The organism is Microbacterium sp. RURRCA19A, assembly GCF_900156455.1.
Lineage (GTDB): Bacteria > Actinomycetota > Actinomycetes > Actinomycetales > Microbacteriaceae > Microbacterium.
This window is the reverse complement of sequence record NZ_FTNQ01000003.1, coordinates 55665-77477: the sequence shown is the minus strand read 5'-3', so window position 1 is coordinate 77477 and position 21813 is coordinate 55665. Positions and strand designations below refer to the sequence as shown.

General features: G+C 70.4%; 21 protein-coding genes and 1 tRNA gene. 15 read left to right on the top strand and 7 right to left on the bottom strand.

What is annotated here, in order from left to right; translation table 11 throughout:
- Positions 1-49: 49 nt before the first annotated feature.
- Positions 50-1504, bottom strand: a complete 1455-nt coding sequence (locus BW982_RS12760) for a sugar porter family MFS transporter (RefSeq protein WP_076493888.1) — start codon at positions 1502-1504, stop codon at positions 50-52.
- Between the two features lie 67 nt (positions 1505-1571).
- Between BW982_RS12760 and rsmA the strand changes: the two genes are divergently transcribed.
- Both rsmA and BW982_RS12750 read left to right on the top strand, forming a co-directional pair.
- Positions 1572-2411: a 16S rRNA (adenine(1518)-N(6)/adenine(1519)-N(6))-dimethyltransferase RsmA gene (gene rsmA, locus BW982_RS12755; protein WP_076493886.1), complete on the top strand. Its 840-nt coding sequence runs from the start codon at positions 1572-1574 to the stop codon at positions 2409-2411.
- A 201-nt stretch (positions 2412-2612) separates the two neighbouring features.
- A complete protein-coding gene (locus tag BW982_RS12750) occupies positions 2613-3548 on the top strand; it encodes a phosphodiesterase (protein WP_076493885.1) in 936 nt (311 codons plus the stop codon).
- On the opposite strand, the gene BW982_RS12745 is transcribed toward BW982_RS12750, so the two are convergent.
- A complete protein-coding gene (locus BW982_RS12745; RefSeq protein ID WP_076493883.1) occupies positions 3499-5079 on the bottom strand; it encodes a stealth family protein in 1581 nt (526 codons plus the stop codon). The genes BW982_RS12750 and BW982_RS12745 overlap by 50 nt on opposite strands.
- A gap of 243 nt (positions 5080-5322) precedes the next feature.
- Between BW982_RS12745 and BW982_RS12740 the strand changes: the two genes are divergently transcribed.
- The 7 genes from BW982_RS12740 to BW982_RS12710 all read left to right on the top strand — a co-directional run bounded on the left by BW982_RS12740 (position 5323) and on the right by BW982_RS12710 (position 11906).
- Entirely contained in the window at positions 5323-6255 is a 933-nt protein-coding gene (locus BW982_RS12740) for a 4-(cytidine 5'-diphospho)-2-C-methyl-D-erythritol kinase (RefSeq protein ID WP_076493881.1), read from the top strand.
- 136 nt (positions 6256-6391) lie between these two features.
- On the top strand, positions 6392-6694 hold the full coding sequence (locus BW982_RS12735; RefSeq protein ID WP_076493879.1) for a DUF427 domain-containing protein: 303 nt from the start codon (positions 6392-6394) through the stop codon (positions 6692-6694).
- Between the two features lie 13 nt (positions 6695-6707).
- Positions 6708-7532 (top strand): ABC transporter ATP-binding protein, encoded by an 825-nt coding sequence (locus BW982_RS12730; RefSeq protein WP_076493878.1) that lies wholly within the window; start codon positions 6708-6710, stop codon positions 7530-7532.
- Positions 7529-8209, top strand: coding sequence for an ABC transporter permease (locus BW982_RS12725; RefSeq protein ID WP_076493876.1), 681 nt, complete (start codon positions 7529-7531; stop codon positions 8207-8209). Before BW982_RS12730 ends, BW982_RS12725 begins: the two co-directional genes overlap by 4 nt.
- Entirely contained in the window at positions 8206-8967 is a 762-nt protein-coding gene (locus BW982_RS12720; protein WP_076493875.1) for an ABC transporter permease, read from the top strand. The genes BW982_RS12725 and BW982_RS12720 overlap by 4 nt, the downstream gene beginning before the upstream one ends.
- Positions 8968-9002: 35 nt before the next feature.
- Entirely contained in the window at positions 9003-9917 is a 915-nt protein-coding gene (locus tag BW982_RS12715) for an ABC transporter substrate-binding protein (protein WP_076493873.1), read from the top strand.
- 195 nt (positions 9918-10112) lie between these two features.
- Positions 10113-11906: an ABC-F family ATP-binding cassette domain-containing protein gene (locus tag BW982_RS12710; protein ID WP_076493871.1), complete on the top strand. Its 1794-nt coding sequence runs from the start codon at positions 10113-10115 to the stop codon at positions 11904-11906.
- A 27-nt stretch (positions 11907-11933) separates the two neighbouring features.
- On the opposite strand, the gene BW982_RS12705 is transcribed toward BW982_RS12710, so the two are convergent.
- Positions 11934-12446 carry a hypothetical protein gene (locus tag BW982_RS12705; RefSeq protein ID WP_076493870.1) on the bottom strand — a complete coding sequence of 171 codons (513 nt, stop codon included), beginning with the start codon at positions 12444-12446 and terminating at the stop codon, positions 11934-11936.
- Complete coding sequence (locus tag BW982_RS12700) at positions 12443-12940, bottom strand: MarR family winged helix-turn-helix transcriptional regulator (RefSeq protein WP_076493868.1); 498 nt, start codon at positions 12938-12940, stop codon at positions 12443-12445. The genes BW982_RS12705 and BW982_RS12700 overlap by 4 nt, the downstream gene beginning before the upstream one ends.
- Before the next feature lie 68 nt (positions 12941-13008).
- Here BW982_RS12700 and BW982_RS12695 point away from each other — a divergent pair.
- From BW982_RS12695 to BW982_RS12670, 6 genes are all read left to right on the top strand, one after another.
- Positions 13009-13080: transfer RNA gene (locus BW982_RS12695), tRNA-Gln, on the top strand.
- A gap of 1 nt (position 13081) precedes the next feature.
- Complete coding sequence (glmU, locus tag BW982_RS12690) at positions 13082-14530, top strand: bifunctional UDP-N-acetylglucosamine diphosphorylase/glucosamine-1-phosphate N-acetyltransferase GlmU (protein ID WP_076493867.1); 1449 nt, start codon at positions 13082-13084, stop codon at positions 14528-14530.
- Positions 14520-15554 (top strand): ribose-phosphate diphosphokinase, encoded by a 1035-nt coding sequence (locus BW982_RS12685; RefSeq protein WP_076493865.1) that lies wholly within the window; start codon positions 14520-14522, stop codon positions 15552-15554. The genes glmU and BW982_RS12685 overlap by 11 nt, the downstream gene beginning before the upstream one ends.
- Positions 15555-15665: 111 nt before the next feature.
- Entirely contained in the window at positions 15666-16169 is a 504-nt protein-coding gene (locus BW982_RS12680; RefSeq protein WP_076493863.1) for a hypothetical protein, read from the top strand.
- Positions 16170-16173: 4 nt separating this feature from the next.
- The gene (locus tag BW982_RS12675; RefSeq protein ID WP_076493862.1) at positions 16174-17049 is read left to right on the top strand and encodes an FAD:protein FMN transferase; all 876 of its coding nucleotides are present in this window, start codon (positions 16174-16176) and stop codon (positions 17047-17049) included.
- Positions 17049-18602, top strand: a complete 1554-nt coding sequence (locus BW982_RS12670) for an FAD-dependent oxidoreductase (protein WP_076493860.1) — start codon at positions 17049-17051, stop codon at positions 18600-18602. The genes BW982_RS12675 and BW982_RS12670 overlap by 1 nt, the downstream gene beginning before the upstream one ends.
- Positions 18603-18663: 61 nt before the next feature.
- Here BW982_RS12670 and BW982_RS12665 read toward each other — a convergent pair whose 3' ends face one another.
- The 3 genes from BW982_RS12665 to BW982_RS12655 form a co-directional block, all read right to left on the bottom strand.
- Positions 18664-19437, bottom strand: a complete 774-nt coding sequence (locus tag BW982_RS12665; protein ID WP_076493859.1) for a hypothetical protein — start codon at positions 19435-19437, stop codon at positions 18664-18666.
- A gap of 149 nt (positions 19438-19586) precedes the next feature.
- Entirely contained in the window at positions 19587-21080 is a 1494-nt protein-coding gene (locus BW982_RS12660; protein ID WP_368483030.1) for a sensor histidine kinase, read from the bottom strand.
- Positions 21077-21811: a response regulator transcription factor gene (locus BW982_RS12655; RefSeq protein ID WP_076493857.1), complete on the bottom strand. Its 735-nt coding sequence runs from the start codon at positions 21809-21811 to the stop codon at positions 21077-21079. The genes BW982_RS12660 and BW982_RS12655 overlap by 4 nt, the downstream gene beginning before the upstream one ends.
- Positions 21812-21813: the final 2 nt, after the last annotated feature.

Below are 21813 nucleotides of genomic sequence, written 5' to 3'. Positions count from 1 at the left end.
GGATACGACGGAGGCCGGCACCCCGCAGGGTGCCGGCCTCCGTCCGTCCTCAGGCCTTGCTCTTGTCCTTGCGGACGAAGAGCGTCTCGGTCTGCTCGAGTTCCATGCCCTTCGTCTCCGGGATGCGCAACGCGACGTACAGGAACGACAGTGCCGCGAACAGCGCGTACATGCCGTAGGTGAGCGGGAGCGACCAGCCGGCCATCGCGGGGAACGACACGGTGATCGCGAAGTTGGCGATCCACTGCGCACCGGCGGCGACGCCGAGGGCCTTGCCGCGGATGCGGCTGGGGAAGATCTCGCCGAGCAGCACCCACACCAGCGGACCCCACGAGGCGCCGAAGCCGATGACGAAGATGTTGGCGGCGACGAGGGCGATCCCACCCCACGGAGCGGGGAGCGCGACGTCGTCGCCGCTTCCCTGGGCGAAGGTGAACGACAGTGCCATCGCGGCCAGCGACACCGTCATCAGGACCGAACCGGTCAGCAGGATGGGCTTCCGGCCGACCCGGTCGACCAGGAAGATCGCGACGAACGTGACCACGACGTTGGTCACCGAGGTGATCACCGAGATCAGCAGCGAGTTGCTCTCGTCGAACCCGACGGCCTTCCACAGCGTCGTGGAGTAGTAGAAGATCACGTTGATGCCCACGAACTGCTGGAACATGGAGAGCAGGATGCCGGTCCAGACGATTCCCTGGAGTCCGAGCACCGGCCCCCGCAGGGACACGTTCTTGTTCTTCCGGTCGGCCTCGATGGCGCTGGAGAGCTCGTTCATGGTCTTGTCGAGGTCGGCCGGCGGCACGAGGCGCGAGAAGATCGCGCGCGCCTCGTCCGTGCGTCCCTTCGCGAGCAGGTACCGGGGAGACTCGGGAACGGTGAACGAGAGGATGCCGTAGACGGCGGCGGGGACGACGCCGACGAGGAACATCCAGCGCCAGGCCTCCATGCCCAGCCACAGCTGGTTCGCCGCCCCGCCGGCGGAGGTGGCGAGGAGGGCGTCGGAGAGCAGCGCCCCGAAGATGCCGAGCGTGATCGCGAGCTGCTGCAGCGAGGCGAGCGAGCCGCGGATCTGGCGCGGGGCGACCTCCGCGATGTAGGCCGGGGCGACGACCGAGGCGATGCCGATCCCGAGGCCGCTCAGCACGCGCCACAGGATGAGATCGGGGACGCTGAAGGTCAGGGCGGCACCGATCGACGAGACGAAGAACAGCACGGCGCCCAGCAGCATGACCTTCAATCGGCCCCAGCGGTCCGACAGCGCGCCGGCGATCACGGCACCCACCGCGCACCCGAGCAGGGCGACGGCGACGACGAAACCGGTGAGGACCTGGCTCAGCTCGAAGTTGCCCTGGACGGCATCCACTGCTCCGTTGATGACGGACGAGTCGAATCCGAAGAGGAAGCCGCCGACCGCCGCGGCGAGGGACAGACCGACCGCTCGTCGCCCGTAGGGGCCGCGGAGGGTGAAGGCGTTGGCGGGAATCGACTGCGTCTGGCTCACCCATCCACGCTACTCCCGCCGGTCCCGGCAGGCGGCGGCTGGCGGTCGCCCTGGTTACAGTGGAACAATGCCCGTTTCGCTGCTCGGTGCCTCCGAGATCCGCCGGCTCGCCGCCGACCTCGACGTCACACCGACCAAGAAGCTGGGCCAGAACTTCGTCGTCGACGCCAACACGGTCCGCAAGATCGTCCAGGCGGCGAAGGTCGTGGCATCCGATCGTGTGGTCGAGATCGGGCCGGGGCTCGGATCGCTGACCTTGGCGATCCTCGAGACGGGCGCCTCCGTGCTCGCCGTCGAGATCGACCACCGACTCGCGGCGCGCCTGCCGGAGACCGCGGCCGCCCACGGCGTTCCGGCGGATCGGCTGAGCGTGATCGACGCCGACGCCCTGCAGGTGCGCGAGCTGCCCGGCGCTCCCGAGGTGCTGGTCGCCAACCTGCCGTACAACGTGTCGGTTCCCGTCCTGCTGCACTTCCTCGAGACGTTCCCGTTCCTGCAGCGCGGCGTCGTCATGGTCCAGGCCGAGGTGGGCGAGCGCCTCGCCGCCCCTCCCGGGTCGAAGGTGTACGGCGCTCCGAGCGTCAAAGCCGCGTGGTACGGCCCGTGGCGCCTGGCCGGAACGGTCTCGCGCCAGGTGTTCTGGCCCGTGCCGAACGTCGACAGCGTCCTGGTCGGATTCGAACGGGATGCCGAGCCCCGCGGCGACGAAGAACTCCGGCGCCGCACCTTCGCGATCGTGGATGCCGCCTTCCAGCAGCGCCGCAAGATGCTGCGGCAGGCGCTGTCGAGCGTCCTCGGCGGGTCCGCCGCCGCAGCATCCGAGGCTCTGGAGGCGGCGGGGATCGACCCGACGCTCCGCGGCGAGCAGCTGTCGATCGACGACTTCGCGCGCATCGCCCGCGGCTGACCCTCTCGTTGCGCGAGTCGCCCTGATCTGTCGCTTCTCAGCGGGGCTCAGGCGACGATTCTCGGCGCCTCGTGCGGATCGCGGCGACGTAACTTCTTGCCGTGTTCATCACATGTTCTCGAAACATGCCGGTAACATTTCAGCCCAACCGGGAGCATCACGCCGGTCAGAGGTCGCACCCGACGACCCGAAGGGAACGAGATGCGCTACGCCGAATACCCGCGTGCCGAACGCGTGCTGCTGCACCTGAGCGACACCCACCTGCGTGCCGGCGGTGCCCCGCTGTACGACCGCGTCGACTCCGAGGCGCACCTCGCGCAGGCGGTCGAGGCGATCGAGGCATCCGGCATCCGTCCCGACGGTCTCATCTTCACGGGCGACCTCGCCGACTTCGGGGAGGACGACGCCTACGCCCGCGTGCGCGCCATCGTCGAGCCCGCGGCGGCACGTCTGGGTGCCCCGGTCATCTGGGTCATGGGCAACCACGACGACCGCGCGACGTTCCGACACCATCTGCTCCCGGGTGAGCACGGGCACCCCGACGCGCCCGTGGATCGCGTCGACGAGCTCAACGGCCTCCGCATCGTGACGCTCGACACCACCGTCCCCGGCTTCCACCACGGCGAGACCACCGCCGCGCAGCGCGAATGGCTCGCCGACGTGCTGTCGGTCCCCGCCCCGCTCGGCACGATCCTCGCGATGCACCACCCGCCGGTCCCGAGCGTGCTCGACCTCGCCGCCACCGTCGAACTGCGCGATCAGCGCAGCCTCGCGGCCGTGCTCCGGGGCACCGACGTGCGCACGATCCTCGCCGGGCACCTGCACTACTCGACGTTCGCCACGTTCGCCGGGATCCCCGTGTCGGTGGCTTCGGCGACCTGCTACACGCAGGATCTCATGGTGCCCGTCGGCGGCACGCGGCCCCAGGACGGTGCGCAAGGGTTCAACCTCGTGCACGTGTACGACGAGACGGTCGTGCACTCGGTCGTGCCGGTCGGCGCGGCGGAGGTCCTCCAGTACGTCGACGCCGCCGAGTCGCAGGAGCGGCTCCGATCGGCCGGCATCGCCGTGCCGACCGCGAGCGAACTCAGCGGGCGGGTGTCACCGCCGACGACGCCGCTGCCGATCCTGCGCTGACGGGTTCCTTCTCCCACGGCGCGGTCACCGGGAAGTACCGTTCGAGGCACGCGCGCAGCGCGGGCACCCGCACCTCCTCGGGGATCTCGGGCACACTGCCGTCGTTGAGGCAGAACATGTCGGTGTCGCGGCCGGTGACGAGACGCTCCATGCGACGGAGCGAGTCCAACTGCGTGGTCTGGACGTAGCGCGTCCGCGGCTCGGTCGTGATGACGGCCCGCCCGGTGGCCAGCGCGTAGTAGTGGTACAGGCTGTTGGTGACCGAGATGTCGGTCGCCGAACGGAAGCGGCTCGCCGCCGTGCGGGCGTAGTCCTCCGCGAATTCGCGCTCCAGTTCGTACGCCACCGAACGCCGCAGCGGCGTCGCGCAGTGCTCGAGATCGAGCGTGATGACGCGTCCGAACCTCTCCTCGAGCAGCGCACGGTTCACGCGCAGCCCGTTGTCGTGGCCGGAGCGGCCGACGTGCGCGGCGCCGCTGCCGATCCGGATGCCGCTCTCGACGAACCGACTGATCCCGGCTCCGCTGAAGAAGAGCTCCGGGGTGACCGGACGGCCGAAGAACATGTCGTCGTTGCTGTAGAGGAAATGCTCGGCGAGGCCGGGGATGCGGTGCAGCTGCGCCTCGACCGCGTGCGAGTTGTGCGTGGGGAGGACCGACGGGTCGGCGAAGAACTCCTCGCTCCGCACGATGGTGACCTTTGGGTGATCGGCCAGCCATTCGGGCGTCGGAGAGTCCGTGGCGATGAAGATGCGACGCACCCACGGGGCGTACATGTGGACGCTGCGCAGGGCGTAGCGCAGCTCGTCGACCTGACGGTAGCGAGCCGCGTTGTCATCGCCGTCGCCGACGACGTACCCCTTCATGCGCGCGGCGCGCTGACGCTGGAACTCGCTGGAGGACCCGTCCACCCAGGAGAAGACCATGTCGACGTCTTCTGTGAACTCGTTCGGGTGCGGATCGAACATGCCCGCCACGCTGCGCCACCGACGGCCGTAGCGCTCGACCTCCACCACGTCCAGGTCGGCCGTGGCGAACTTCCGGCGGGTCAGAGCGCTCGGGCGCGGGGCCTCGATGGTCTCGGTTCCGAACCGCCACAGCTCCAGACGCGGCGCCAGCGCGGCGCCGTAGCGGTAGGAGCCCTCGGACGAGGTGCGCGGGCGGAAGACCGCGTACGCCTCCACCGCGTTGCGGCTCGGGACCACGCTGTGCGCGGGAACCGGCTCCTCGCCCCGCGCCTTCAGGTAGACGGGGCCGAGGTCGGGATCGCGCAGAGCCGCCAGGGCGACGTCGGCGTGCGCGGTGTCGACGACGATCTTGGGTCGGCGGTTGGCATCCCGCACGAGCATGACCGGAACACCTGCCGCCTCGATCGCGGCGGCGACCGTGAGCAGGTCGTCGCGCTCGGCGTCGGCGGGGGTGCGGGTGTCGTCGACGACGTGCAGGATGCCGTCCACCATGCGGATGTCATCCCGCGAGAGGAGGGCGCGCCACGGGTCGGTCTCGAAAGAAAGGGGGACCATCGATCGCATACTGTGCCTCCTCGGGGGATGTGGGGACGGGTTCGTACACCGTAGGGAGCCGGCGTTACGTCCGCGTTTCGGCGACGGCGCCGAAGCGCGGTGAAGGGGGCGCTACTGTCGAAGAGTGACTGAGATCGCCCGTTCCGGACCGGCCGCCGTCGACCCGTCGTCAGCGGGCCGGGGGATGTCTGTCCGACGTTCCAGTTTCGCACACGGCGGAGCATGCGGACTCCCGGTGGGGCGAGGTCGGCGATGAGCGGCCACGAGCCCGCCGCGGTGCGCGTGCGCGCGCCCGGCAAGATCAACGTCTTCCTCGAGGTCGGCGATGTGGCCGACGACGGCTACCACGAGGTCGCCACCGCCTACCAGGCGGTGTCGCTGTACGAGGAGATCACGGCCACACCGGCCGACGACATCACGATCGAGATCGTCGGCACCTCGACGGTCGACGTCGAGGGCGTGCCCACCGACGAGCGCAACCTCGCGGTCCGCGCCGCGCGGCTTCTGGCGCGCGTCGGCGGAATCGATCGGGGCGCCCACCTGTCGGTGCGGAAGGCCGTGCCGGTCGCCGGGGGCATGGGCGGCGGGTCCGCGGATGCTGCGGCCGCCCTCGTCGCGTGCGACGCGCTGTGGGGGATCGGGATGCCGACCGCCGACCTCGCGCGTCTGGCGGCGCAACTGGGCGCCGACGTGCCGTTCGCCCTCCTCGGTGGAACCGCCGTCGGGACCGGTCGCGGCGACGAGCTGAGCCCGGCGCTGGCCTCCGGCCGTTTCGATTGGGTGCTCGTGCCCAATGACCAGGGGCTGTCGACCCCGGTGGTCTACGGCGAACTCGACGCCCACCGCGAGCGCCATGCGGTCGACATCGGACCGGCCCCGCGCGTCCCGGCGGTCGACCCCGATGTGCTGCACGCGATCCGTCAGGGCGACCCCCGCATGCTGGCCGCGACCGTGCGCAACGACCTCCAGGCACCCGCCCTCCACCTGCGTCCCGACCTCGCCCGCGTCCTCGAACGGGGCGAGCGTTCGGGTGCGCTCGCGGGATTGGTGTCCGGCTCGGGCCCGACCCTGGCGTTCCTCGCCGCCGATGAGACCGCCGCGATCGACCTCCAGGTCACGTTGAGCGCCGCCGGGTTCCCCGCCCTCCACGTCCACGGCCCCGTCTCCGGCGCGCGTGTGGTCTGACCGCGGCGCACCATAGCCCAGGTCGTCACACGGGGCAATCTTGCGTTTCGTGTCGGTGGCCCTCACTAGCCTCGAACGTGGTGGACCTGCACCGGCGGGCGCTCTGCCCGCGAGCGGCCACGAAAGGGGAAGTCCCATGAAGGCAGTACTCGACGGCGTGGTGATCGCCGAAGCCGAGCGCGACGATCTCGTCTCGATCGAGGGCAACTGGTACTTCCCGCCGAGCGCCGTCCGCGCCGGCGCCCTGTCGCAGAGCCCCACCCCGTACACCTGCCCGTGGAAGGGCGCGGCCCAGTACTGGAACGTCGCCCTCGACGGTGCCGAGCTCACCGACGGTGCGTGGTCGTACCCCGATCTGCGCCCCGGCGCGGTCGATCGAGTGGGCACCGACTTCGCGGGATACGTCGCCTTCGACCGGAAGGTCGTGGTCTCCGACTGAGTCGGGCACGCGCATGATCGAGTTCTCGGCCGTCTCGAAGGTCTTCCCCGACGGCACCCGCGCCGTCGACGATTTCAGTCTCGTCATCCCCTCCCGCAAGACGACCGTCTTCGTGGGCTCTTCGGGCTGCGGCAAGACGACGCTCCTCCGCATGATCAATCGCATGGTCGAGCCCTCGGCCGGCACGATCACCATCGACGGCGACGACATCGCGTCGCGGCCGCCGGTGCAGCTCCGCCGGAGCATCGGATACGTCATGCAGAACTCGGGGCTGCTGCCGCACTTCACGGTGGCCGAGAACATCGCCACGGTTCCCGTGCTCCAGGGCGAGAATCGCAAGAAGGCGCGCACCCGCGCCCTCGAACTCATGGAGACGGTGGGCCTCGACACCGCCATGGCCGACCGCTACCCGAGCCAGCTCTCGGGCGGCCAGCAGCAGCGCGTCGGCGTCGCCCGCGGTCTCGCGGCCGATCCGAACATCCTGCTCATGGACGAGCCGTTCGGCGCGGTCGACCCGATCGTGCGCGACGAACTCCAGCAGGAGCTCATCCGGCTGCAGAACGACATCGGCAAGACGATCGTGTTCGTCACCCACGACATCGACGAGGCGTTCCTGCTCGGCGACCAGGTGGTGCTGCTCGAGAAGGGCGCCCACGTCGCCCAGGTCGGGGCACCGAGCGAGATCATCGAGAATCCGGCGAGCGACTTCGTGGCCAGCTTCATCGGTGCGGTCAAGGGCAAGCGGGCCTTGCGCCTGAAGGCGACCGAGCACGGCACGGTCGTCGTCGACGCCGAGGGGCGCACGCAGGGCGCCCTCGTGGAGGAGCCGCGCCCGTGACCTGGGTCCTCAACAACCTCGGGCTGATCGGGGAACTGACGGTGGCCCACCTCCGACAGAGCCTGATCGCGCTCCTGGCCGGGTTCGTCCTCAGCGTCCCCCTCGGCTGGGTCGCCTGGCGCTACCGACTCGTGCGCAGCAGCGTCATCACGATCACGGGTCTGCTGTACACGATCCCGTCGCTCGCCCTGCTGATCCTCATGCCCGTGGTCACCGGCTGGTACTCGATCGTCAGTGAGACCAACCTGATCGTGGCGCTCGCGATCTACGCCGTCGCGATTCTCGTGCGCGCCGTCGCCGACGGCCTCGACTCGGTCGACGCGGGCGTGCGGCAGGCGTCGACCGCTGTGGGATACGGCTCGTTCCGCCGCTTCTGGGCGGTGGAGTTCCCGCTCGCCGGGCCCGTGATCCTGGCGGGGCTCCGTGTCGCGTCGGCGAGCACGATCGCCCTGGCGACGGTCGGCATCCTCGTCGGCATCCAGAACATCGGCTACCTGTTCACGAACGGTCTGCAGCGACGGATCATCCCCGAGGTCTTCACGGGTGTGCTCGCCGTCGTCGTCATCGCGCTGGTGATCGACCTGTTGCTCGTTCTCGCGGGCCGCCTGCTCATGCCCTGGACCCGGGGGACGAAGACCGTCTCGCGACAGGCCAACCGGACGTTGGTGAAGGCATGAACCTCATCGGCGACGCGCTCGGCTGGATCTTCTCCGGCAACCCCGGGACCGGGTTCGACTCCATCCCCGCGGCGATCGGCGTGCAGTTGCTCTACACGCTCGTCTCCGTGGTCGTGGCCGGGGCCATCGCCATCCCGCTCGGCTGGTACATCGGCCACACGGGTCGGGGTCGTGAGACGGCCGTCGCCATCTCGGGCGCGGCGCGCGCGATCCCGTCGTTCGGTCTGCTCATCCTGCTGACGCTGTTGCTCGGTGTGCTGCACAAGCCCGAGGCGGCCGTGATCTCGTTCGTCGTTCTGGCGATCCCCTCGCTCCTGGCGGGGGCGTACACCGGCTTCGAGGCGATCGACCGTCGCGTCATCGACGCCGGACGCTCCATGGGCATGACCGAGGCGCAGATCCTGTGGCGCATCGAAGTGCCGCTCGGCCTGCCTCTGCTCGTCGGCGGCATCCGCGCCGCCACCCTCCAAGTCCTCGCGACCGTGACGATCGCGGCCTACATCGGGCTGGGCGGCCTCGGGCAGTACATCATCGCCGCGATCCCGCTGCGCCGCTTCGACATCCTGATCGGCGGTGCGATCCTGGTCGCGGTCCTCGCTCTCGTGATCGACGGCCTGTTCGCCCTCCTGCAGCACCTCGTGGTCCCGCGCGGCATCCGCGCCGCGGGCGCCGCCTCGCCCCGGACGCGCTCGGCGCGGGAGCGGCGCGCCGAGGCGATCGCGGTGGGAGCCCCCGCCGCGCCCCCGGGCAACGCCTGACTCACCCGACTCTCCACCACCAGAAAGAGGAACCCATGTTCACAGCACGAACTCGCAAGGGTCTCGGCGTCCTCGCCGGGCTCGCGGTCGCCTCGCTCGCCCTCGCCGGTTGCGGCGCCTCGAGCGACCCCCTGAGCAACAACGGCGGCGACGCCAGCGCGTCGTCGGCCGAGATCGTCGTCGGCTCGCAGGCCTACTTCTCGAACGAGATCATCGCCGAGATCTACGCGCAGGCTCTCGAGAACTCCGGACTGACGGTCAAGCGCCAGTTCCAGATCGGTCAGCGCGACGCGTACATCCCGCTGCTCGAAGATGGCACCGTCACCGTGTTCCCGGAGTACAGCGGCAACCTGCTGCAGTTCTTCGACAAGGAGACCACCGCGCGCACCGCCGACGAGGTCTACGCCGCCCTGCCCGCGGCTCTGCCCGAGGGGCTCGAGGTGCTCGACCAGTCGTCGGCCACCGACCAGGACTCGTACACCGTGACGGCGGCGTTCGCGCAGGCCAACGGCCTGACCTCGATCGCCGACCTTTCCAAGGTCACCTCGGGGCTGACTCTCGGCGGCAACGCCGAGCTGGCCGAGCGCCCCTACGGCCCGCAGGGCCTGAAGTCCACGTACGGAGTCGACGTGCAGTTCTCGCCCACGGGTGAGACCACGGTCGACGACCTCGTCGCGGGCACGATCCAGGTCGCGAACGTCTACACCGCCGACCCGCGCATCAAGACCGACGACCTGGTCACCCTGGAAGACCCGAAGGGCCTCTTCCTGGCCTCGAACGTCGTTCCCGTCGTGAACTCCCAGGTCGCGTCGCAGGTGTCCGACATCCTGAACAAGGTCTCCGCGGCCCTCACCCCCGAGGGACTCGTGGAACTGAACGTGAAGTCGACCGTCGACCAGCAGTCGTCGGCCGACATCGCGAAGGCCTGGCTCGCCGACAACAACCTCTGAGCCGACGCCACACCAGCGGGGCCGTCCGGGATTCCGGGCGGTCCCGCTGCGCGTTCCGGTAGCAGGGCGCTCTGCGCGAGCGGTCCCCGCGAGACTGCACGCGCCTGACAACCCCACTGCAGGGTGCGCGGGTTTCGTCAGCCGGATGCAGTCTCGTGGTTCGCCCCCGCCGGACCCGCGTAGCCTGGAACGGATATGGCACATCTGCTCGGGGGCGAAGCCCTGCACCTGGAATACCCGACCAAGGTCGTGTTCGACTCCGTCTCGCTCGGGGTGAACGAAGGCGACCGGATCGGCATCGTCGGCCGCAACGGCGACGGCAAGTCGAGTCTCCTCGGCATGCTCGCCGGCATCCGCGAGCCCGACGGCGGGCGCGTCACCGTGCGCGGGGGAGTGACCGTCGGCGTCCTCGACCAGCAGGACACCCTCGACGACGACGACACGATCGGCCACGCCGTCGTCGGCGACCGCGCCGAGCACGAGTGGGCGGGCGACGCGCGCACGCGCGACGTGATCGCCGGGCTCCTCGGCGACCTGCCGTGGGAGGCGCGACTCGGCGATCTGTCGGGCGGCCAGCGCCGCCGCGTGGCGCTCGCGAAGCTGTTGTCCGGCGACTGGGACGTGCTGTTCCTCGACGAGCCCACCAACCACCTCGACGTCGAGGCGATCACCTGGCTCGCCGGACACCTCAAGAAGCGGTGGGCGCCGAACGCGGGTGGGCTGCTGGTCGTGACGCACGACCGCTGGTTCCTCGACGAGATCTGCACCGCGACGTGGGAGGTGCACGACCGCATCGTCGAGCCCTTCGAGGGCGGGTACGCCGCGTACATCCTGCAGCGGGTCGAGCGCGACCGGCAGGCGGCATCCATCGAACAGCGGCGTCAGAACCTCGCCCGCAAAGAGCTGGCGTGGCTGCGCCGCGGGGCGCCGGCACGCACCTCGAAGCCGAAGTTCCGCATCGATGCGGCGAACGAGCTCATCGCGGACGTCCCCGAGATCCGCGACAAGGTCGCGCTGCAATCGCTCGCCGTCGCGCGCCTGGGCAAAGACGTGGTCGACCTGCTCGACGCGGGAGTGAGCTACGGCGACAAGACCGTGCTGAAGGACATCGAGTGGCGTATCGCGCCGGGGGAGCGCACCGGCATCCTGGGGGTCAACGGTGCCGGCAAGTCGACGCTGCTGAGCCTGGTCACGGGCACCCTCGAACCGACCAGCGGCCGAGTCAAGCGCGGCAAGACCGTCAAGGTCGCCACCCTCACCCAGCGCCTCGACGAGCTTGAGCAGCACCTCGACGACCCGGTGCGCGTGGTCATCTCGAACCTCCGCACCACCTACGCCTTCGGCACCGGATCCAAGGCGCAGGAGCTGACCCCCGGACAGCTGCTCGAGCGCCTCGGGTTCTCGAGCGCCCAGCTGTCCACCCCGGTCAAGGACCTCTCCGGCGGGCAGAAGCGGCGGCTGCAGCTGCTGCTCGTCATCCTCGACCAGCCGAACGTGCTGATCCTCGACGAGCCGACCAACGACCTCGACACCGACATGCTCGCGGCCATGGAAGACCTGCTCGACTCGTGGTCGGGCACCCTCATCGTCGTCTCGCACGACCGGTACTTCCTCGAGCGCGTCACCGACCAGCAGTTCGCGATCCTCGACACGAAGCTCCGCCATCTCCCCGGGGGAGTCGACGAGTATCTGCGTCTGCGCGCGCTTCAGGATGCCGAGCCCTCGAGGCCCGCGGCATCCGGATCCGCCTCCGCGGCTCCCGGCCTGCAGGGCGCGGATCTCCGCGCCGCGCAGAAGGAGGCCTCGGCCGCCGAGCGCAAGATCGAGAAGCTGCAGCAGCAGATCGATCGCGCCAAGGCGGCTCTGGTCGACCACGACCAGGCGGACTACGTGGGGCTGGGCAAGGAGATGGAGCGCATCTCGCAGTGGGAGGCCGAGCGCGATGACCTCGAGCTGCGCTGGTTCGAGCTCACCGAGGCCATCGGCTGAGCGGAGTCCGCTCGAGCGGACACGGTGTCAGTGGACCGCGATCTCCAGGATCACGATCACGATCCCGAGGAACGACGTCGCGAGTGCTCCCATGATGCGCCCGAAGACGCGGTAGCCTCGGCGCCGGAATGCCTGGTATCCGAGGATCGCGAGGACGACGAACATCGCGGTGATGCAGTTGTCGACGGCGTCCGACACCGACTGGTTCATGAGGATGCCGAACACCAGGGCGAGGATCGACGGCACCGAGGCGTACAGCATCCCGGCGGCGTGGCGAATCGCGTGACGCGTGGAGCCGCGGAGCCCGTGTTCGCCGTGTTCGGTCAGGGTGTGCGCGAACACGTGCGCGATGAAGAAGACGATCAGCGTCGACGTCGAGTTGAAGAGCACCTCCGCGACGTCGTGGGCCTCGTCGTCGGCGAGGGTCACGAACGTCGTGAAGACGATGAGGCCGTAGATGGCCGCGGGGGAGCGGAACCGCACATCCAGCCACGCCGTGACCCGCTGCCACGGCGTCGGGGTCGCCACCGTCTCGCTCACGCGTCGAATCCCAGGCTGAGCTTGCGGAGCAGCGTCGCCAGGCGATCGCGGTCGCCGCGCGAGAGCCCGTCGAGCAGCAGGGCCTCGGCGTCGACGAGGCGGGTGATCGCGGCATCCACGCGCACGCGTCCGTCGTCGGTCAGGGTCACCAGGATGCTCCTCCCGTCGCCCGGATCGGCTTCGCGCCGGACGAACCGGCGGGCGACGAGCCGGTCGATGCGATTGGTCATGGTGCCGCTGGAGACGAGCGTCTGCTGCAGCAGCTGTTTGGGGCTGAGCTGGTAGGGCTCGCCCGCACGGCGGAGGGCCGAGAGCACGTCCCATTCCCACGACTCGATGTCGCTGCGACGGAACGCCTCTTTGCGCGCGATGTCGAGGTGACGGGACAGCCGTGCGACCCTCGAGAGCACCTCGAGCGGCGAGAAGTCGAGGTCGGGCCGCTGGCGCACCCACGCCTCGACGATGCGATCGACTTCGTCGCTGTCCCGGCTCACCCGTTCATTATGTCGAGAACGCCGTCGGGCCGCCGTCTGGCAGACTTGACCGGTGCCCGCGGGCACGGTCCGCCGTGGTGTAACGGCAGCACGACAGCCTTTGGAGCTGTTAGGTCCAGGTTCGAATCCTGGCGGCGGAGCATGACCTCATCGACCGAGCTCGCCGTCGTCGTCCTCGCCGCGGGCCAGGGCACCCGCATGCGATCGCGCACCCCGAAGATCCTGCACGCGGTCGGCGGTCGGCCGCTGGTCGGGCACGTGCTCGACACCGCGGCATCCCTCGACCCGGCCCGCATCGTCGTGGTCGTCCGGCACGAGCGCGACCGCGTGGCCGAGACGATCACCGAGCTGGCGCCGGGCGTCGTGATCGTCGATCAGGACGAGGTCCCCGGTACGGGACGCGCCGTCGAGGCCGCCCTCGGGGCCCTGGAGGACTTCGCGGGCGACGTGCTGGTCCTCAGCGGTGACGTGCCCCTGCTCGAAACGCACACCCTCGCCGGGCTCCTCCAGGCGCACCGGTCCGGCGGCACCGCGGTCACCCTGCTCACCGCGGAGGTGGACGACCCGCAGGGCTACGGCCGGGTCATCCGTGACGATGCCCGCGCCGTCCGCCGGATCGTGGAGCAGAAGGATGCCACGGCCGACGAGGCCGCGGTCACCGAGATCAACGTCGGGGTCTACGTCTTCCGCGCCGCGCCGCTGCGCGACCAGCTCGCGCGGATCGGCACGGCCAACGCCCAGGGCGAGAAGTACCTCACCGACGTCGTGGCGTTGCTGCGCGACGCGGAGCTGGGCGTCGCCGCCTCCGTCACGCCCGACGCCGCCGCGGCGCTCGGGGTCAACGACCGCATCCAACTGTCGGAGGCGGGGCGCACGCTCAACGCCCGCACGGTGCGGCACTGGCAGCGCGAGGGCGTCACGGTCGTCGACCCGGCCACGACGTGGATCGACGTGACCGCGGTGCTCGCGCCGGATGTCACGCTCCTCCCCAACACCCACGTGCGGGGGGCCACGGTGATCGCCGCGGGCGCGACGATCGGACCCGACACGTCCCTCGTGGACTGCGAGGTGGGCGAGGACGCCGCGATCACGCGGACCGATGCGACGCTCGCGGTCGTCGAGGCGGGCGCGACGGTCGGCCCGTTCGCGTATCTCCGACCCAACGCCCGCGTCGGTGTGAACGGCAAGGTCGGCACGTTCGTCGAGGTGAAGAACTCCTCGATCGGCGAGGGCAGCAAGGTGCCGCACCTGTCGTACATCGGAGACACCGAGATCGGGCGCAACGTCAATCTCGGTGCGGGCGCGATCACCGCCAACTACGACGACATCGCCAAGCACCGGACCGTGATCGGCGACGAGGTGCACAGCGGTTCGCACAACGTCTTCGTCGCGCCCGTTACGATTGGGGATGGCGCCAAGACCGGTGCCGGCGCCGTGATCCGCAAGGACGTCCCCGCCGGTGCCCTGGCACTCAGCGTCGCCCCCCAGCGGAACATCGAGGGGTGGGTCGAGAAGAATCGACCGGGCACCGGAGCGGCCGATGTGGCCGTGCGGGCCCGGGGTGAACAGGAAGCGCGCGATGGCTCGTAAGAAGAACCGTGTAGATCTCGACCGCGACAACGGCATCGCCCCCGGGCTCGTCGCCAAGACCAAGAAGCGGCTGGTCGTCGCCTCGGGTCGGTCGCACCCCGAGCTCGCGCACGAGGTCGCGCGTCACCTCGGCACCGAGCTCGCGCCGACCGAGCACCGGACCTTCGCCTCGGGCGAGATCTACACGCGCTTCGAGGTGTCGATCCGCGGCTGCGACGTGTTCGTCGTGCAGTCCTTCGGTCCGCCGGTCAACGAGTGGCTCATGGAGCTGCTCATCATGCTCGACGCCCTGAAGCGCGCCTCCGCCAAGCGCATCACTGTGGTGGCCCCCTACTACCCCTACTCGCGTCAGGACAAGAAGGGCCGCGGTCGCGAGCCGATCAGCGCCCGTCTCATCGCCGATCTGTTGAAGACCGCCGGCGCGGATCGCATCATGAGCGTCGACCTGCACGCCGCGCAGATCCAGGGCTTCTTCGACGGTCCCGTCGATCACCTGTTCGCCAAGCCCGTGCTGCTCGAGCACTTCGAGCAGGGGCTCACCGGCGAAGACCGAGAGACGCTCACGGTCGTCTCGCCCGACATGGGTCGGGTCCGCGTCGCCGACACGTGGTCCGACAGCCTCGGCGCCCCGCTCGCGATCATCCACAAGCGTCGTGACCCGAAGGTCGCGAACCAGGTCTCGGTGCACGAGATCGTCGGTGACGTGAAGGGGCGCACGTGCCTCCTCGTCGACGACATGATCGACACGGGCGGCACGATCCAGAAGGCCGCGCAGGCCCTCAAGGCGAGCGGCGCTCGCAAGGTCATCGTGGCCGCGACCCACGCCATCTTCAGCGACCCCGCGACCGAGCGTCTCCAGGACCCGGCGATCGACGAGGTCGTCGTGACCGACACCGTGCCACTGCCCCCCGAGCGCCGGTTCGACCGCCTCACGGTCCTGCCGATCGCCCCGCTGCTCGCGCGCGCGATCCACGAGGTCTTCGAGGACGGTTCGGTCACGAGCATGTTCGGCGGAGACGCCTGAGATTCAGGGCGCGCTCATAGGTTCGGTGAGGTCTGAACCAGGTCCGTTTCGAGATCGTGTGTTCATCGTGAGCACGATCGCTCCGCGAGGCACGACCGAAAGAGGACCCTCATGATCCGCACGACCGCCGTCCCCCGCCCCGTCCGCATCGGCACCGCCCTCCTGGGCGTCGCCGGTGTGGTGACCCTCGCCGGATGCTCCGGCGGCAACGCCGACGCCGCCGCGCCGGCCGCATCGGCCTCCTCCCCCGCCGCATCGTCGGCGCCGAGCGGGAGCGCCACGACCGACTCCTCGTCGGGGGCCGCGGCGTCCAACGGCGTCTACTCCGACGGCACGTACGAGGCCACCGGCCAGTACGCCACCCCCGAGAGCGTCGAGACGGTCGACGTGACCCTCACGATCGCGGGCGACACGGTTACCGACGTCACGGTCACCGGTGACCCGCAGGCGGCGGAGTCCCGGCGCTATCAGAGCGAGTTCATCGGGGGCATCAAGGACGAGGTCGTCGGGAAGAAGGTCGACGAGATCTCGGTCAGCAAGGTCGCGGGATCCTCGCTCACCAGCGGCGGCTTCATGAAGGCCCTCGACACGATCAAGTCCGAGGCGAAGGCCTGACGTCGTGACCGCGGCGACCGCCGCCAGGGCGGCGTGGACGTTCGACGCGATCGGCACCGCGTGGGCGATCGAGACCGCGCAGCCGTTGTCGGCGGCCGCGCGTGCCGCGGTCGCCGACGTCGTGGACGCCTTCGACCGCGAATGGTCGCGTTTCCGCGCTGACTCGCTGGTGTCCTCCCTGGCGGAGGGACGCGTGGCATCCGTCGAGGCGCCTCCGGACACCGACGCGATGCTGGCGCTGTACGACGAGCTCGATGCGGCGACGCACGGCGCGGTGAATCCCCTGGTGGGCGATGCCCTGGCCCGGCTCGGGTACGACGCCCGGCTGACGCTCGCCCCGTGGGGGGCTCCGGCGGCGGCGCCGAACTGGCGCGACGTCGTGACGTGGGGGAGCGGTGTCCTGTCGCTGTCCCGCCCGGCGACGCTCGATGTGGGGGCGCTCGGCAAGGGGCGGTTGGTGGACCGCGTGCTTGACGTCGTCCGCGCCGAGGCCGAGGGCGACGTGATCGTCGACGGCTCGGGCGATCTCGCCGTGCGCGGCGCACCGGTGCGGGTCGGCCTCGAGCACCCGTACGACCCCACCCGCGCGATCGGCGTGGTGGAGGTGCGGGACGCCGCCCTGTGCGCGTCGGCCATCACCCGGCGGGCCTGGGGCGACGGACTGCACCACGTGCTGGACGCCCGCACGGGGACGCCCGTACAGGCGTACGCGGCCACCTGGGCGATCGCGGACACCGCGATGCGCGCGGATGCGCTGGCGACCGCCCTGTTCTTCGACGGCGGCCCCGAACTGGCGGCCGCCTGGACCGCACCCTGGGTGCGGATGCGTACGGACGGCCGCGTGGAGTGGTCGCCGGGATTCGAGGGAGAGATCTTCTGATGAGTGCGACCCTGACCGCGGGTTCGACCCGCGTCCGCGGAGTCCTCGGCCGCGTCTCGATGTATCGGCTCGTGCTGGGGGCGCTGGGCGTCCTGACGCTCCTCGCGCTGGCCTTGGCGTTCGCCGGCCTCGTGGTCCCCGACCCGCTCGAGATCCTCGTGAGCGCCGTGGTGCTCGCTCTCGCGTGCGGCGTCACCGACTTCGTCGCGCAGAGCGTGCTGCGGATGCCACGGCGCCTGGAGTCCTCGCTGATCACGGCCGCGATCCTGCTGTTCGTCGTGCGCCCGACGGTGGAGCCGCTGGGCCTGGCGGGTCTCGTGCTCGCCGGGGTCGCGGCATCCCTGTCGAAGTACCTGCTCGCCTGGCGCGGACGGCACATCTTCAACCCGGCGGCGGTGGGGGCGACCGTGCTGACCGTGGTGAGCGTGTGGGCACCCGATCTCGGCGCGTCCGCATGGTGGGTCGGGTCGCCGTGGCTGGCTGCGCCGGTGCTGCTCCTGGGACTGCTGCTCCTGGCACGCACCGACCGTCTCGCGGTGGTGTTCGTGTTCTGGCTCGTGGCCGCAGCGGTCGCGTTCGTGCGCACGACGGTGCAGTTCCAGGCGGCGGGGTTCCCCGTCGACGTTCCGGCGGTGCTGCTGCAGGTGGCGTTCTCGTCGCCGTTCCTGTTCCTCGGGGCGTTCATGCTGTCCGAGCCGCTGACCCTGCCCCCGCGTCGCCGGCAGCAGTTCGTCGTGGCGATCCTCGTCGGTGTGCTCGCGGGGTGGCCGATCGCCCTCGGCGGGATCACCCTCGGCCAGGAGCGGGCGTTGCTCGTCGGGAACCTCGTGGCGTTCCTCTTCTGCCTGCGCGCCGCCGTGCGACTCCGCCTGGAGGGGCGGCGCGATCTGACCCCGACGGTGCGCGAGCTGACGTTCCGTGCCGCGCGGTCGTTCACGTTCTCGCCGGGGCAGTATCTCGAGCTCGACGTGCCGCACCGCCGGCCCGATGCCCGCGGCACGCGGCGGGAGTTCTCGATCGCCTCGGCGCCCGAGGACCTCCCGACGGTGCGCATCGCGTTCAAGGACGGTTCGCAGTCGTCGTACAAGCGGGCACTCGCCGAGGTCCCGGTGGGCGGCACGCTCGCTGTCACGGGGGTGTGGGGCGACTTCATCCTCCCCGCGCGCCCGACCTCGCCGGTGCTCCTGGTCGCCGCCGGCATCGGCGTGACCCCGTTCGTCTCGCAGCTACGCCATCTCGCGGCGACCGGTCAGACCCGCGACGTCGTGCTGGTGTACGTCGTCTCGGAGGCGAACGAGCTCGCGTTCCGCGACGACATCGCCGCCGGCGGCATCCCGGTGGTCGTGTTCAGCCGCGACGAGCCGGATGCCCTTCCCGCGGGGTGGGTGTGGGCCGGTCCGGATCGGGTGGATGCCGAGGCGCTCCTGCGTGCGGTCCCCGACATCGCGCAGCGCACGGCGTACGTGTCGGGTCCGCCGCGGCTGATCGCGGCTCTCGCCCCCGCGCTGTCCCGCGCGAAGTCGCTGACGACCGACGCCTTCGCGGGCTATTGACGACGGCTCGCGTTCGGCGGGACTGCCGCGCCGGGCCGCCGATCGTGGGCGGCGCGGACGATCAGATCGAGAAGCCCCACAGCGCGTAGCCGATCATCACGACGCCTGTCAGCACAGCGAACGCACCCATGACGGCGACCGGCAGAGGGCTCCGGAGTCGCCGAGCGCGGTCGGCGGAACCTCTCGCGAACAACCGCGCCTCCGCCCTCGCCGCGGCTGCGGAGACGGGTCGGCGATAGCCCATGATCGCCACTCCGGCGCCGAGCAGCATGATTCCGATGATCAGACCGGGCACGCCGGGCACGGGCGATCTCTGCGCCGACGACGTCGGCTCGGCCGTTCCGGGTTCCCCCGATCCTTCCCGCGCAGCGGTGGGGGAGGGCGATGCGGTGGGAACCATCGGGGAGGGCGATGCGGTGGCGGTCTCCGCGGGCTCCTCCACCGGCTCGACACCCCGAGGAGCGGGGGCGATGTCCTGCGGCACCTCGTCGTCCGTGCCGCGATACGTCGTCGTGCCGCCTCTCGAGGGGAAGTACGGCAGGGCGGTCTCGGCGGGGTGGCTCGACTCGAAGGTGCCGGTGCCGACGGGTGCCTCGGGCGGCACCGTCGACACCGCGGTCGGCCACGGCTCCGTCGGCATGGGGTCGAAGGTGCCTTCGGGTACCGAAGGATGGATGATGGAAGGGTCGCCGCCCCCGGGCAAGGCCGGCTGGTCGACGAAGCCGCCGGAGGGCACCGGTGCGGGTACGGTCTCCGCGCGCGCCGCCCCGGCGGCCGAGATGACCGATGCGATGACGGCCACGGCGAGGAATCCGCACACGCGGGCACGAACCATCACATACCTCCGATTGCTCGATCCCGACTTCCGCGGGAAGGCCCCGGGCCCCCAGGTGATGCTCAGCCTAGCGAGACGAACGTTTCCGAGAAGTGACGGCGAATGGCCGGTCTCGAACGCCGGGTGTCATCGGTCTCCCGGGGCCCGCCTCAGACCGGATCGGTGGGCTTCGCCGGGAGTCGCATCTCGAAGGTCGTGTCGCCCGGCGTGCTGTCCACAGTGATCGTGCCGTTGTGGGCCTCGACGATGGCCTTCGCGATGGAGAGCCCGAGGCCGGTGCCGCCCGTCTTCCGGTCGCGGGAACGGTCGGCGCGGGCGAACCGTGCGAACAGTTGCGCGGCCACGGCCGGATCGATCCCCGGGCCGTCGTCGTGCACTCGGAGCACGGCGTCGTCACCCTCGCGGGTCACAGACACCGTGACCTCCGTGCCGGCGGGCGTGTGGGTACGCGCGTTGGCGAGGAGGTTCGCCACGACCTGGTTGAGCCGCGCCGAGTCGCCGGCCAGCTCGACCGGCTCGTCGTCCACGTCGATCGACCACGCGTGATCGGGACCGGCGGGGCGCGCGTCGCCGACCGCTTCGACTGCGAGACGGGTGAGGTCGACGGTGCCGTAGACGAGCTCCTGTCCCTCGTCCAGGCGCGCGAGGAGCAGCAGATCCTCGACGAGGGCGGTCATCCGCAGCGACTGCGCCTGGATGCGCTCGAGCGACTGCTCCGTCGTCTCCACGGCCATCGCGATGCGCTGGCGGCTCTCGTCGTCCTGCGACTGGCGAATGGCGCGCAGCGACAGTTCGGAGAACCCCCGGATGGATGCCAGGGGAGTGCGCAGCTCGTGGCTGGCATCCGCGACGAATCGGCGCATGAGCTCCTCGTTGCGCTGGCGGGCGGCGAGCGAGGCGTCGACCTTGTCGAGCAGAGAATTCAACGCCGCGCCGACCTGACCGATCTCGCTGTGCTCGTCGACCTGCTCCGCCGGTACGCGTTCGTCGATGGAGACGTCGCCCTGATCCATCCGGATGGAGGCCACCCGGGTCGCGGTCTCGGCGACACCGCGCAGCGGCCGCAGCCCCACGCGGATCACGACCGCGATGATCGCGGAGAGCAGCAGCAGGCCGCCCGCGGTGACGAGGGCCACGGTGGTCAGAATGGCGCCGATCGTCGCGGTGATCTGGCTGAGCGGGAGTCCCAGTACCGCGACGGTCCCGAACTGGTTTCCTCGCACGCCGATGCGGTAATCCCCGAGGCCCGGCAGATCGACGGTGTCGGACGAGGAGGCCCCGGTCGTGACGGCGTTCGCGACGGCGTCGCGGATCTCACTCACCTGCTCGTCGTCGAGGGCCTTCACGGACCGTCCGTCGACGTAGGCGCCCGTGTCGCCCGTGCTGGTGCTGCGCAGCACGAGCACGGTGCCATCGGGGAACGGGCCCCCGGCGAGCACGTCGCTCGCGGTGCTCGTCGGCCCGACCACCACGTTGTTGCCGGCGGCCGCGACCTGCGCCGTGAGGTTCGTCTGCAGGACACCCGTGATGATCGCGCTCGTGGACACCGCGATCATCACCAGGATGAACGCCACCATGCCGATCACCGCGACCATCAGGCGCGACTGCAGCGTCCAGCGGTGGCGCGCCTTCTCTCGGGTCACTGAGGCGCTTTGATCATGTAGCCGACGCCGCGGACCGTGTGGATGAGCGGTTCGTGACCGGCGTCGATCTTCTTGCGGAGGTACGAGATGTACAGCTCCACGACGCTCGAGCGCCCGCCGAAGTCGTAGTTCCAGACGCGATCGAGGATCTGCGCCTTCGACACGACGCGGCGCTGGTTGCGCATGAGGAAGCGCAGCAGCTCGAACTCGGTGGCGGTCAGCTCGATCTCGGTGCCGGCGCGGACCACTTCGTGGCTGTCCTCGTTCAGCGACAGGTCGCCGACACGGAGGATCGGCTCGGAGTCGCGCGTGGCCGCGGTGCCGGCGCGGCGCATCAGGCCGCGCAGCCGCGCCACGACCTCTTCGAGGCTGAAGGGCTTGGTCACGTAGTCGTCGCCGCCCGCGGTCAGCCCCGCGACGCGGTCGGCGACAGCGTCCTTCGCGGTCAGGAACAGCACCGGGACGTCGTTGCCCGAGTGGCGGAGCCGTTGCAGCACGGCCATGCCGTCGAGGTCGGGCATCATGATGTCGAGCACCATGGCATCCGGTTCGAAATCCCGGGCCGACTGCAGCGCGTCGAATCCGGAGCCCGCGGTGCGGACCTCCCAGCCCTCCATGCGGAGGGCCATCGACAGCAGGTCGGTGAGCATCTGCTCGTCGTCGACGACGAGGACGCGGAGGGCGCTGCCGTCCGGGCGGGTGAAGGCGGGAGCGCTGGCGGTCGCGGTCATGT